Annotated in this window: 13 protein-coding genes; 10 read left to right on the top strand and 3 right to left on the bottom strand. The window is 65.4% G+C overall.

Annotated elements, in window-relative coordinates; genetic code table 11:
* The first annotated feature begins 20 nt into the window (after nt 1-20).
* A complete protein-coding gene (locus B6S44_RS17460) occupies nt 21-1,637 on the top strand; it encodes a sigma 54-interacting transcriptional regulator (protein ID WP_164985871.1) in 1,617 nt (538 codons plus the stop codon).
* Between the two features lie 27 nt (nt 1,638-1,664).
* Nucleotides 1,665-3,011: a serine/threonine-protein kinase gene (locus B6S44_RS17455; protein ID WP_129158157.1), complete on the top strand. Its 1,347-nt coding sequence runs from the start codon at nt 1,665-1,667 to the stop codon at nt 3,009-3,011.
* A 10-nt stretch (nt 3,012-3,021) separates the two neighbouring features.
* Here B6S44_RS17455 and B6S44_RS17450 read toward each other — a convergent pair whose 3' ends face one another.
* Both B6S44_RS17450 and B6S44_RS17445 read right to left on the bottom strand, forming a co-directional pair.
* Nucleotides 3,022-3,795 (bottom strand): MinD/ParA family ATP-binding protein, encoded by a 774-nt coding sequence (locus B6S44_RS17450; protein WP_129158156.1) that lies wholly within the window; start codon nt 3,793-3,795, stop codon nt 3,022-3,024.
* Nucleotides 3,792-4,244: a hypothetical protein gene (locus B6S44_RS17445; protein WP_129158155.1), complete on the bottom strand. Its 453-nt coding sequence runs from the start codon at nt 4,242-4,244 to the stop codon at nt 3,792-3,794. Before B6S44_RS17445 ends, B6S44_RS17450 begins: the two co-directional genes overlap by 4 nt.
* Nucleotides 4,245-4,374: 130 nt before the next feature.
* Between B6S44_RS17445 and B6S44_RS17440 the strand changes: the two genes are divergently transcribed.
* The 7 genes from B6S44_RS17440 to B6S44_RS17410 all read left to right on the top strand — a co-directional run bounded on the left by B6S44_RS17440 (nt 4,375) and on the right by B6S44_RS17410 (nt 11,004).
* Entirely contained in the window at nt 4,375-4,827 is a 453-nt protein-coding gene (locus tag B6S44_RS17440) for an ATP-binding protein (protein WP_129158154.1), read from the top strand.
* Between the two features lie 46 nt (nt 4,828-4,873).
* A complete protein-coding gene (locus B6S44_RS17435) occupies nt 4,874-5,206 on the top strand; it encodes an STAS domain-containing protein (RefSeq protein ID WP_126112968.1) in 333 nt (110 codons plus the stop codon).
* 226 nt (nt 5,207-5,432) lie between these two features.
* Nucleotides 5,433-6,494, top strand: coding sequence for a multiple monosaccharide ABC transporter substrate-binding protein (gene chvE, locus B6S44_RS17430; protein WP_129158153.1), 1,062 nt, complete (start codon nt 5,433-5,435; stop codon nt 6,492-6,494).
* Nucleotides 6,495-6,584: 90 nt separating this feature from the next.
* Nucleotides 6,585-8,114 carry a multiple monosaccharide ABC transporter ATP-binding protein gene (gene mmsA / locus B6S44_RS17425; RefSeq protein WP_129158152.1) on the top strand — a complete coding sequence of 510 codons (1,530 nt, stop codon included), beginning with the start codon at nt 6,585-6,587 and terminating at the stop codon, nt 8,112-8,114.
* Nucleotides 8,114-9,310 carry a multiple monosaccharide ABC transporter permease gene (gene mmsB, locus B6S44_RS17420; protein WP_129158151.1) on the top strand — a complete coding sequence of 399 codons (1,197 nt, stop codon included), beginning with the start codon at nt 8,114-8,116 and terminating at the stop codon, nt 9,308-9,310. The genes mmsA and mmsB overlap by 1 nt, the downstream gene beginning before the upstream one ends.
* 102 nt (nt 9,311-9,412) lie before the next feature.
* Nucleotides 9,413-10,153 (top strand): FadR/GntR family transcriptional regulator, encoded by a 741-nt coding sequence (locus tag B6S44_RS17415; protein WP_164985870.1) that lies wholly within the window; start codon nt 9,413-9,415, stop codon nt 10,151-10,153.
* A gap of 92 nt (nt 10,154-10,245) precedes the next feature.
* Nucleotides 10,246-11,004, top strand: a complete 759-nt coding sequence (locus B6S44_RS17410) for an SDR family NAD(P)-dependent oxidoreductase (RefSeq protein ID WP_129158149.1) — start codon at nt 10,246-10,248, stop codon at nt 11,002-11,004.
* A 342-nt stretch (nt 11,005-11,346) separates the two neighbouring features.
* On the opposite strand, the gene B6S44_RS17405 is transcribed toward B6S44_RS17410, so the two are convergent.
* Complete coding sequence (locus tag B6S44_RS17405) at nt 11,347-12,099, bottom strand: alpha/beta hydrolase (RefSeq protein WP_129158148.1); 753 nt, start codon at nt 12,097-12,099, stop codon at nt 11,347-11,349.
* A gap of 155 nt (nt 12,100-12,254) precedes the next feature.
* Between B6S44_RS17405 and B6S44_RS17400 the strand changes: the two genes are divergently transcribed.
* Nucleotides 12,255-12,734, top strand: coding sequence for a MarR family winged helix-turn-helix transcriptional regulator (locus tag B6S44_RS17400; protein WP_129158147.1), 480 nt, complete (start codon nt 12,255-12,257; stop codon nt 12,732-12,734).
* The last annotated feature ends 166 nt before the right edge of the window (nt 12,735-12,900 follow it).

The raw sequence follows: 12,900 nt of genomic DNA, 5'->3' as shown, positions 1-12,900 counted from the left end.
GTGCTGCGCGAGCCCACCCCATGCACGACCCCCTCTCGGTCGCCGAAGAGCTGATCGAGCTGACCACGACGCTCGCCACCGAGCGTCGCCTCGAGGCCCTGCTCGGGGCCGTGGTCAACTCGGCGCGACGCCTGACGCGCGCCGAGGGCGGGCGTGTGCTGGTGCTCGACCGGACCGGCCGGCATCTGCACGGCCTCGTCGGCCAGAACGATGTCGCGCCCGATGCCGCGGCGCTCGCCAGCGAAATCCCCGTCTATGCCGAGGGCAACGCGTTCAATCTGCGCGACGCCAATGTCTTCGCGGCGGTCACCGGCAAGATCGTCAATCTCGCTGATGTCTACGATTATAGCGCCTTCGATTTTTCGCGGCTGCGCGAGCAGGACGAGCGCACCGGCTATCGCACGCGCTCCTTCGTGGTCGCGCCGCTCTGGAACGTCGAGGGCGTTACCCTCGGCGTGCTCCAGCTCATCAATGTGCAGCTGACGCCGGGAGGTGAGATCGGCGCGCTACCGACGGCTTTTGAGCGCGTTGTCGGCTCCTTCGCCGCCCATGCCGCCGTTGCGATCACCAATGCCCGGTTGTTCGAGGAGAACCGCGAACTTATCCGCCAGCTCGACCGGCGCAATGCCGACCTCGCCCGCGAGAATTCGCGGCTCAAGGTGATGACCGCGCCACGGGAGGAGCAGGTCGTCGGCGAAAGCCCGGCCTTCCAGGCGGCGCTCGACCTGGCGCGCCGCGCCGCCTCCTCGTCGGTGGCGGTGCTGATGCTCGGCGAGACCGGCACCGGCAAGGACGTCTTCGCCAATGCGGTCCATCGCCTCGGCAAGCGTCGGGACCGGCCCTTCGTCGCCCAGAACTGCGCGGCTTTGCCCGAGACGTTGCTGGAGAGCGAGCTCTTCGGCCATCGCAAGGGCGCCTTCTCGGGTGCACTCGCCGACAAGAAGGGTTTGGTACACGAGGCCAATGGCGGCACGCTCTTCCTCGACGAGATCGGCGACATGCCGCTGCCGCTGCAGGCCAAGATCCTGCGCCTGCTCGAGGAGGGCTCGGTACGCCGCCTCGGCGACACGAGGCTCGAAAAGGTCGATGTCCGCATCATCGCCGCGACCAATCTCGACCTGCCCCAGAAGATCGCGCAGGGCACCTTCCGCGAGGATCTCTACTACCGGCTCAGCGTCTTCCCCGTGACGATCCCGCCGCTGCGCGAGCGGCCTTCCGACATCCCCTTGCTGATCGACTTCTTCCTCAGGCGCATCGCCCAGGCGCATGGCCGCGAGGGGTTCGCACTGACGCCGCGGGCGCTCGATGCGCTCTGCCGCTGGCGCTATCCCGGCAATGTCCGCGAGCTGAAGAACATGGCCGAGCGCGCCGCTCTCCTGATCGATGGCGACGAGCGCATCGATCTGAAGCACTTGCCGGCCCAACTCGCCAGGGCGGCGCCCGATATCATCGTGCAGACGCCGGCGGCCGAAGGCAACGCCAGCCTACGCTCGGCGGTGCGGCAATACGAGGCGATCGTGATCGAGAATCGCTTACGCGAAGCCGGCTGGAACCAGAGCCGGGCCGCCCGCCTGCTGCAGATATCGCGCCGTAGCCTGGTCGAGAAGCTGCAGCGCTACGCCATCAGGACGCCATGAGCACGGCAGGGCCGAGAGGAAGGGTCAATGGATAGGGCGGACGAGGCGGATCGCGCCCTCAACGCCTTCGTCTCGGGGAGGATGCCGTTCGAGCGGCTCGTCGCGGCGCTGAAGAGTCTTGTGTTTGGCGACGGCACGGCGCTGCCGGTCCTGGCGCGGCTCGAGAGCTGGGCGAACGAGGGGCGTCTACCCGCCGATCTCGCAGCCCTTCTCGCCGGTGAGCTGGACGGCGGTCCGTCGGCCAGCGCGGTTGATCCTGCCGGACTCGACCCGCCGACCGTCCCACTCGGCCCGCCGCGCCTGCCCGCGCCCGACCCGGCCATGCCGTTGCCGCCCGCCGGCACCATCCGCGACAAGGTCGACGAAGTCGTCGTCAATGCGCTGATCGGCGATTTCGTAGGCTTGCGGGGTCGCAACCGCACAAGCGAAGCCCACTCCGATGCGGCGCTGGACGCCAGCCTCGCTGATTTCCGCAGCCTGCGCTTCCGGCGGGACGCCAGCAATGCCGAGGCCGGCCGCGCCCGGCGTTTCGAGCTCGATCCGCGGCGCGAAACGCGTCAGATCGGCATCGGCGCCATGTTGAAGGACCGCTTCATCCTCGATGCCGAGATCGGCCGGGGCGGCATGGGCACGGTCTATCGCGCTGTCGACCGGCGGCGGCTCGAGGCGATGCGCCACCAGCCCTATGTCGCGCTGAAGCTGCTCGGCGGCGATTTCCGCCATCATCCCGAGGCGCTGCGCACGATCGAAGCCGAGGCGCGCCGGGCGCAGGAGCTCGCGCATCCCAACATCGTCACGATCCATGATTTCGAGCGCGATGGCGGCCATCTCTTCATCGTCATGGAACTGCTCGAGGGCGAGCCGCTTGATCAGCGTATCGCCCGCGCCGGTCCGACCGCGGTTGGCTGGGAGGAGGGCAGGGACATCCTCAGTGGCCTCTGCGCCGGCCTTGCCCATGCGCATGCGCGCGGCGTGGTCCATGCCGACATCAAGCCGGCGAATGTGTTCCTGACGGCAGGTGGTGTGAAGCTGCTCGATTTCGGGATCGCAAGCGCCGCACGCGACGGAGGTTTCGATCCGACATCGCTCGGCGGGCTGACCCCGGCCTATGCCAGCCCGCAGATGATCGAGACGGCTGGGCGCCGGGCGGATGACGACGTCTATGCGCTGGGCTGCATCAGCTATGAACTGCTCGCCGGGCGTCACCCCTTCGACGGCAAGGCGGCGATCGAGGTGCGGGAGCAGGGCCTGTCGCCGATGAGGCCAGTGGATGTCGAGGACAGAGTCTGGCAGGCGGTGACGACAGCGCTGGCCTTCGAGCGCGAGCAGCGTCCGGCCGACGCCTCGGCTTTCGCGCGGGCGCTGTTCGGCTGATTGCGGCGCTCTAACGATCGCTGTCGACCAGGGCCGTGATCGCGGCAATGCCGTCGGCATAGGCCGATGTCGGCGCGAGCAGCGAATAGAGCCCGCCGCTGCCGAGCCGGACCATGTCCTCGCTGAGCGGCAGCACGGCTGCGACCGGCACGCGATAGGTGCTGGCGATCCGGTCGGAGAGCTCGCGGAAATCGAGCGAGGGCAGCACCTTGTTGACGATCAGCAGCAACTGCGGCACGCCGAGCCTGCGGGCGAGGTCGAGCGTGACGGCAGTGCCCTGATAATCCTGATGATCGGGCCGCAGCACGAGGAGAAGCGTGTCGGAGATCGCGATCGAGAGCAGCGTCTCCTCGTTGACGCCGGGATGAGTGTCGATCAGCAGGTAGTCGAGCGCCAGTGCGCGCGAGAGATCCTGAAAGCCGTCATTGAGCAGGTTGACGTCATAGCCTTCCTTGACGACCCGTGCGATCTCGCCGGGTCGTATGCTCGACGGCACCAGCATGACGGTTCCGCCCGTCGCACCCGCAACCGCCTCGGCCAGCCGGTCGGTGACGTCGTGAGCGGCTTCCTCGATCCGGCAGCGCCCCCAGAGATAATCGTTGAGCGTATAGCGCAGCCGATCCGGCTCGATGCCGAACAGGACGTGGATGCCCGGCGACTGGATGTCGGTGTCGACGATGGCGACGCTCCGACCGCGCCGCGCCAGCTGTGCGGCGATGTTCGCCGTCGTGTTGGATTTGCCCGTGCCACCCCGGTAGGAATGCGTCGAGACGATGATGGTCATGCCCGCTCGCCCTTCTCCGGGCTGCCGGCTTCGCGCCGCTGCCGCATTGCCTGGGCACGCTCCTGCAGCGCCCTGAAATAGTCGGTCTCGACGATGGCTTCGACCTCGCGCTCCTTGCGCGTCTGGTCGATCTCGATGGCGAGGCGCTGCACCTTGGTCTTGAGGTCGGCGTTCTCGCTGGCGATGTGGCGGTTGGCGTCCTCCAGCCGTCGATTGGCCTCCTTGAGCTCCGCCAGCATCCCGCCGAGCCGGAATTCGCGAGCTTCGATCTGCACGGCCATGCTGCCGAAGGCCTCGGCGAGCTCGCGCACGGTCTCAGGCGCATCGACATCCGCCGTCATGGCGAAGAGGCTGTCGATATTGTCGTAGTCGCCGCGGGCGAGCTCACCGCAGAGATCGCGCAAGCGCCGGGCGAACAGGTCGGGGGAGGCGAGGCTGTGGGTGTCCATGCGGGACACAGTAAAGCGGCATCGATGACAGAAAGAGGAAGGCGCTGTCGGCCTCATCGATGTCAACGTAGTTTCGCAATCGGCCCCTAGCGTCACAGGCGAATGATAATCGCCGATCGAAGGGCGTTGAATGCTGGCGCGCGGTATCCATGTCGTCCTTCGCAGCGACACGCATGAAATTCGGCGCCTCGCCGATGCGATTGATTATCTGGCCGATTCGCTTCAGCTGCCGCAGCCGATGATCTTCAAGCTCAACCTCGCGCTGGACGAGCTGATCACCAACACGATCGCCTATGGCTATGCCGAGCAGAAGGACGGCGTCATCGACATCGAGATGCGCCGCCACGATGACCGCGTCGTGGTGAAGCTGATCGACAGCGCCGCGGCCTTCGACCCGCTTTCGGTGTTGGAGCCCGACACGGCCGCTGCGCTGGAGGACCGGAAGATCGGTGGTCTCGGCATCCATTTCGTCCGTACGCTGATCGACGAGGTGGATTACCGCCGCGACGATGATCGCAACGTCATCACGCTGACCCTTCTCTTGCCGCCGCAACCGGTGACGGCTGCCGGAATTCAACCCTGAACGAACAGTTCCGGCCTTATCCGCCGCCACAGGAGAGCAACGGCTCATGATGGAGTCGCAGACCATCGGCGAGATGCGCGTCCTGTCGCTCACAGGCCGGCTCGACAGCATCAACGCGACCGAGACGGAAGCCGCCATCGTGGCCGAGATTCGGGACGGGGCTACGCGCCTTGTCCTGGACTGCTCGGGGCTGAGCTATGTCTCCAGTGCCGGCCTGCGCGTTTTCCTCGTCGTCGCCAAGCGCATGAAGGAGATCGGCGGCCGGGTTGTCCTGGCCGGCCTCGCGCCCTCGGTGAAGGAGGTCTTTGCGATCAGCGGCTTCCTGCAGATCCTTACGGTCTGCGAGACCCGGGACGATGCCATCGCGATGTGCGCCTGAGCAGGCGGCTCGGCCGATAAGGGACACTCACGGGAGTTTTCCCTCGTCCGCGTCGATCTGCTCGAAACGACGGGGCGATCATCCCTGAACTGCATCGCGGGAGAAAGCTGACGATTGACAGGCGCCGCAGGCTCTGCCCAGATGGCTGCGTCCGATGGCATATTATATGACTAATTGGATCGGTCGACCAAAGAGTCGAGCCACAGAGCAATCTGGGAGAAGACGCATGAAGGCAGTCCGATGGATGATGGCGCTTGCCCTTGGCGCTTTCGCTTTTGCACCGCTGGCCCAAGCCCAGCAGAAGGGCACGATCGGCGTCTCGATGCCGACCAAATCCTCGGCGCGCTGGATCGCCGACGGCGACAACATGGTGAAGTCGCTCAAGGAAAAGGGCTATGGCGTCGATCTGCAATATGCGGACGACGACATCCCCAACCAGCTCGCCCAGATCGAGAACATGATCACCAAGGGCGTCAAGGTCCTGGTCATCGCCGCCATCGACGGCACCACCCTGTCGGATGCGCTGCAGCAGGCAGCGAGCAAGGGTGTCAAGGTGATCGCCTATGATCGCCTGATCCGCAATTCCAAGAATGTCGACTACTACGCGACCTTCGACAATTTCCAGGTCGGCGTATTGCAGGCGAGCTATATCGAGAAGGCGCTCGGCCTCAAGGAAGGCAAGGGGCCGTTCAACATCGAGCTCTTCGGCGGCTCGCCTGACGACAACAACGCCTATTTCTTCTACAACGGCGCGATGTCGGTGCTGGAGCCCTACATCAAGAGCGGCAAGCTCGTGGTGCGCAGCGGCCAGCTCGGCATGGACAAGGTCTCGACCTTGCGCTGGGACGGCGCGGTCGCACAGGCCCGCATGGACAACCTGCTCAGCGCCTACTACGCCGACAAGCGCGTCGACGCCGTGCTCTCGCCCTATGACGGCCTGAGCATCGGCATCATCTCCTCGCTCAAGGGCGTCGGCTACGGCAGCGGCAAGCAGGCCATGCCGGTGATCACCGGGCAGGATGCCGAGGTCCAGTCGGTCAAGTCGATCCTGAACAAGGAGCAGACCTCGACCGTGTTCAAGGACACGCGCGAACTCGCCAAGATCGCGGCGAACATGGTCGACGCCTCGCTCTCGGGCAAGGAGGTCGAGGTGAACGACACCAAGACCTATGAGAACGGCGTCAAGACCGTGCCGTCCTATTTGCTGAAGCCGGTCAGCGTCGACGCCTCGAACTGGCGGGAGACGCTGATCGCCAGCGGCTACTACACCGAGAACCAGGTGAAGTGAGCCGAGCCGGCGCGCTCGCCGCGCCGGATCCATTCGCCATCTCCGCGCGGGCTCCTGTTGCCCGCGCCCCCTTCGCTGCGGGATGGATTGATGCAAGCGATTCTCGACATGCGCGGGATCACCAAGACGTTTCCGGGCGTGCATGCGCTCGATAACGTCAACCTGACCGTCAGGTCAGGCGAGATCCACGCTCTGGTCGGCGAGAATGGTGCCGGCAAATCGACCTTGATGAAGGTGTTGAGCGGCGTCTACCCGCACGGCTCCTATTCCGGTGCGATCCATTTCGACGGGCAGGAGCGCCAGTTCCGTGGCATCGCCGATAGCGAGAGCCTCGGCATCATCATCATCCACCAGGAGCTTGCCCTGGTGCCGCTGCTCTCGATCGCCGAGAATATCTTCCTCGGCAACGAGCAGGCGAGCCATGGCGTCATCGACTGGTCGGCGGTTTCGGCTCGCGCCAAGGAGTTGCTCGCCAAGGTCGGGCTGAGAGAGAAGCCGGAGACACTGGTCACCACGCTCGGCGTCGGCAAGCAGCAGCTTGTCGAGATCGCCAAGGCGCTGTCGAAGAAGGTCAGGCTGCTCATCCTCGACGAGCCGACCGCGAGCCTGAACGAAAGCGACAGCGACGCGCTGCTCGAATTGCTTCTCGAATTCAAGCGGCAGGGCATCTCCTCGATCCTGATCTCGCACAAGCTCAACGAGATCGCCAAGGTCGCCGATGCGATCACCGTGCTGCGCGACGGCGCGACGGTCGAGACGCTCGACTGCCGCGCGCAGGCGGTCAGCGAGGACCGCATCATCAAGGGCATGGTCGGGCGCGAGATGGCCGATCGCTACCCCAGGCGGGAGAGCCGCCCCGGCGAAGTCCTTTTCGAGGTCGAGAACTGGACCGCCCATCACCCGATCCACGCCGAGCGGCAGATGGTGAAGAACGTCAACCTCAGCATCCGCCGCGGCGAGATCGTCGGCATCGCCGGGCTGATGGGGGCGGGACGCACCGAATTCGCCATGAGCCTGTTCGGCCGCTCCTATGGCCAGAAGATCAGCGGCATGGCGAAGCTCGCCGGCAAGGCGATCGATGTCGGCACGGTCGAGCGCGCGATTGCCAGCGGCCTTGCCTACGCGACCGAGGATCGCAAATCCCTCGGCCTCGTCCTCGAGGAGGACATCTGCAAGAACATCACCCTCACCAATCTGGCTGGTGTCGCCGAGCGCGGCGTGATCGACGAGATGCGCGAGCTTGCCGTCGCCAACGAGTATCGGGACAAGCTCAGGATCCGCAGTCCCAGCGTCTACCAGCAGGCCGTCAACCTGTCCGGCGGCAACCAGCAGAAGGTCGTGCTGAGCAAATGGCTCTTCGCCGACCCGCAGGTGCTGATCCTAGACGAGCCGACGCGTGGCATCGACGTCGGCGCGAAGTACGAGATCTACACGATCATCAACCAGCTGGCCGAGGCCGGCAAGGCGGTGCTGATGATCTCCTCCGAGATGCCGGAGCTGCTCGGCATGTGCGACCGCATCTATGTGATGAACGAAGGGGCGTTCGTCGCCGAGCTCGACGCCGCGGAGGCGTCCCAGGAAAAGATCATGCAAGCCATTATGAGATCGGGGAGACGCTGATGGATACGAGCCTGACCGACGATGTGCGCGGCTCGAAGGGCGCGTCCTCGCTGAGCTTCATCAAGTCGCATTTCCGCGATTACGGCATGCTGCTCTCGCTCCTCGCGATCATGTTGTTCTTCCAGTTCATGACCAATGGCACGCTGCTGAAGCCGCTCAACCTCACCAACCTGATCCTGCAGAACAGCTACATCGTCATCATGGCGCTCGGCATGCTGCTCGTGATCGTCGCCGGGCATATCGATCTCTCGGTCGGCTCGGTGGTCGGTTTCGTCGGCGGCCTCGCTGCGGTGCTGATGGTGCGCTACGGCTTCCACTTCGTGCCGACCATCATCATCTGCCTGATCGTCGGCGGGCTTATCGGCGCGGCGCAGGGCTATTGGGTGGCCTATTTCCACGTGCCATCCTTTATCGTCACGCTCGCCGGCATGCTGGTCTTCAAGGGGCTGACGCTCGCTTTGCTCGGCGGCATGTCGGTCGGCCCGTTCCCGCCGACCTTCCAGAAGCTCTCCTCCGGCTTCATTCCCGACCTGTTCGGCATGGAAGCCTTCAATCTGACGTCGCTCTTCCTCGGCGCGGCCTGCGTCGTCGTGATGATCTATTTCAGCCTGCGCAGCCGCAACAACCAACTCCGCCACGGCGTCGAGACCACGCCCTTCACGCTCTTCGCCGCCAAGAACGCACTGCTCGCCCTGCTGATCCTCGCCTTCTGCTATCAGCTCGCGACCTATCGCGGCCTGCCGAACGTGCTGGTGATCATGTTCCTGCTGATCGCCCTCTACGCCTTCGTCACCAACCGCACCGTGATCGGCCGGCGCATCTACGCGCTCGGCGGCAACGAGAAGGCGGCGAGGCTCTCCGGCATCAAGACCGAGCGCCTGACCTTCCTGGCCTTCGTCAACATGGGCGTGCTCGCCGGGCTCGCTGGGCTGATCTTCGCCGCGCGCCTCAACACCGCGACGCCGAAGGCGGGCCTGGGCTTCGAGCTCGACGTCATCGCCGCCTGCTTCATCGGCGGTGCCTCGGCGTCCGGCGGCGTCGGCAAGGTCACCGGCGCGGTGATCGGCGCCATGGTCATGGGCGTGATGAACAACGGCATGTCGATCCTCGGCGTCGGCATCGACTATCAGCAGGTCATCAAGGGCCTGGTCCTGCTCGCAGCGGTTTCAATCGATGTCTACAACAAGAAGAAATGACCCTGCGATGCTCTTCACGGGCGGCCGGGCGCTGCCCGGCGTGCCCGGGCGAAGAGGTCCGCCAGCATCATGAATTCGTCGCAGCCTGCCCTGGCCCTGCCAATGCCCTCCCGTTCCGCGCACGAGCTCGTCGTGCACGGCATCGGGCGCCGGATCGTCGCCGGCCAGTATCCGATCGGCAGCACCTTGCCGGGCGACGCCGACCTGACAGAGCGCTTTTCCGTCTCGCGCTCGGTCTTGCGCGAAGCGCTCAAGACGCTCGCCGCCAAGGGCTTGATCGAGCCAAAGACCAAGGTCGGCACGCGCATTCTCGAAGAGAAGCGCTGGAACATGTTCGACGCCGACATCCTGAGCTGGCGGTTGCAGCGCGGGGCCGACGCGCCCTTCTTCGAGAATCTGTTCGACATCAGGCAGGCACTCGAGCCGCTGGCGGCGGCATCGGCCGCGCTACGCCGCAGCGACGAGGACATCTGCCGGATCGAGGCCGCCTGGCGCCGCATGGGCCCGCCGGACCAGACGCGCGATGGCTTCACCTCGGCCGATCTCGCCTTCCACCGCGCCATCCTCGACGCGTCCGGCAATCCCTTCCTGCATTCGATCGGCTCGGTGATCGAGACGGCGCTCGCAGCGGCCTTCGCGCTGAGCGCGCCGGTCGACGATCCCGAGCGCTTCGCCCTCGCGCTGCGCCAGCATCGCGCCATTCTCGATGCGATCGTCGCACGCGATGCCAATGCTGCGAGCGCAGCGATGACGGTCGTCATCATCGAAGGCACGCGCTGGACCAGCATGGAAATACTGAGGGCACCGAGCATCGAGATCGCGCTCAAGCTGTTTGGCCGCTGATCCGGTCGTCTGCCCGGCCCGGCATGATCGCAACATCGGCTGCGCCCGGCGCCGGGTGCCCTGCTTGCCCTGAATCGACCAAGGAGTGGACCATGGCTGCCCTGTATTCGGACCTTGCGAAGAAGGTCGTGCTCGTCACCGGAGGGGCCTTGGGCATCGGCGCCGCGATCACGCGCCGCTTCGCCGAGCAGGGCTCGACCGTCATTCTGTTCGACATCCAGCGCGCCGCCGGCGAGGCGCTGGCGTCGGAGCTGACGGCGGCCGGCTCATCCGCGCATTTCCATGAGGTTGATCTGACCGATATTCCTGCGCTTCAGGCAGGGGTCGCCCAGGCTCGCGCCGCACACGGCCCGATCCAGATTCTCGTCAACAACGCCGCGCATGACGAGCGGCATCCGACCGAGACCGTGACGCCGGAGTATTGGGACCAGCGGATCGCGGTCAATCTGAAGCATCAGTTCTTCGCCGCACAGGCGGTTCTGCCGGATATGAAGGCGGCCAATGCCGGCGCGATCATCAACTTCGGCTCGACCTCATGGATGGCGGGCCAGGGCGGCATGGCCGCCTATACCGCAAGCAAATCCGGCGTGATCGGATTGACGCGCTCGCTGGCGCGCGATTACGGCCCCTACAACATCCGCGTCAACGCGATCGCGCCCGGCTGGATCATGACGCAGCGGCAGATCGAGAAATGGCTGACGCCGGAGAGCGAGGCCGAACTCATGCGCCGTCAGTGTCTGAAGCGCCGGCTCGGTCCCGACGAGGTCGCGCGCGTCACCATCTTCCTGGCGTCGGACGAGGCCTCGGCCTGCACTGCGCAGCACTATGTCGTGGACGGCGGATGGGTTTGACCGATCTGCGCTGCGTCACGCACAGTCCCGGTTGCCGCCCGGCGGAATGGGCTTGATGGTCTCGATGTCCGCATCCGGCGCTGAAGCTGAGAAACGGACCGAACGCCAGTCCGCCCCAGAACTTGACGATGCCTGTCACGAGCTGCGCGAGGCGAGGTAGCCGTCGATGCTCAAGCGAGTTCCGGACTGCCAGATTGTCTGCAATGCCCGGCTGAACGCCTCCCGGAAGCGCCGGTCATCCCCCAGATAGCGGGCTAGTAAGCCGTGAGGCGGGTCTGTGCAGACCCGCCTCATTCTCGATGACGGAGTGACGGCTGGTTCGTCGGCCGCTTCCGTGCGAACTCACTTTGCTGCGGCTTTTTCGATGATGTCGGCGACGACCTTTGGCTTTGAGACGTAGAGGGCGTGGCTGCCCTTGGTCTCGGTGATGGTTGCGCCGGCGCGCTTGGCCATCTGGCGCTGGGCCGGGGGCGGGATCATGCGGTCGTCGGTGGCGACGAGGTAGAAGGAGGGCTTGACCTTCCAGGCCGGGCTGGTGACGGCGCCGGTCAGGGCGGCGACGCCCCAGGGCACCTGCGAGTTGGCCATGAAGGCGGCGGTCTTGGCGTCGACATCGGCGGCGAAGGACGCGGCGAACTTGTCCTTGTCGAGCATGAGGAAGCCATCGACCGGCGGCAGGATCGGCGGGACGGCGGCGCCGGGCGGCGGGTTGGCGATCAGCGAGGAGACCGACTCGCCGGCGTCGGGGGCGAAGGCGGCGATGTAGACGACCGACTTGACCTTGGGATCGGTGCCGGCCTCGCTGACGACGACACCGCCATAGGAGTGGCCGACAAGCACGACCGGGCCGTCCTGCTGGGCGATCGCCCGCCTGGTGAAGGCGACGTCGTCGGCGAGCGAGGTGGTCGGGTTCTGCACGATGGTGACGTTGTAGCCCTTGGCCTTGAGGACGTCATGGACGCCTTGCCAGCCGGAGCCGTCGACGAAGCCGCCATGGACGAGGACGACGTTCTTCACGGCAGGGGCGGCCAAAGCGGGCGTGCCGGCGAGGGAAGCAGCGAGGGAGACAGCAGCGGCGATCAGGGACTTGGTCATGGCGGGTTCCTTCCGTTGTTTCGTTCGCGACAATCATTATCGCGATATATATTCTTCTACACGGCCACTCCGGGCTTGTAAAGCGCTTTCTTTATCGCGATATTGATTTTCGAGATGCGAGCCGTTTATTGATGACCCGCTACCGGAGAATGACGATGACCGACGCCCCGACGCTGCCGCTCGACGGCCAGCTCTGCTTCTCGATCTACTCCACCTCGCTGGCGATCCAGCGCGTCTACAAGCCGATGCTCGATGCGCTCGGCGTGACCTACACGCAATATCTCGTGCTGAGCGCGCTCTGGGAGGTCGACGGGCTGACGATCAGCGCCATCGGCGAGCGCCTGGCGCTCGAGCCGAGCACGATCACGCCGGCGGTCAAGCGCCTCGAGGCTGCCGGCTTCCTCAGCCGCCGGCGCAGCACGATCGACGAGCGACTGGTCGAGGTCTATCTGACCGCCAAGGGCCAGGAGCTCTATCCGAAGACCGGCTGCCTCACCGACGCCCTGCTGCGCAACTCCGGCTTCGAGATCCCGCAGATGATCGAACTCAACCAGACCGTCCAGGCGCTCAGGCAGGGAATGCGAAAGGCGACGAGTGGGGGGAACGATTTTTCGGATCGACCTGAGGAAGAGTGAGCAAGCCTCGGCGGAAGCGCATTTCCGCTCGTCTAGGCGGCGCGGACAGTAGTACAGCGTGATGCTCGCGGCCGCCAAGAAAACACCCGCGATAGCCTATGCAACATGCACAAGTCAGCGCGGTCGGAGTATGTCTCGTTGCAAGGCCGCACACTCGTCCGAATTG

This window comes from Allobosea sp. Tri-44 (assembly GCF_004123845.1).
In the GTDB taxonomy this organism is placed as follows: Bacteria; Pseudomonadota; Alphaproteobacteria; order Rhizobiales; family Beijerinckiaceae; genus Allobosea.
The sequence above is the reverse complement of the archived record's forward strand: the minus strand, read 5'-3'. Positions and strand labels throughout refer to the sequence as shown.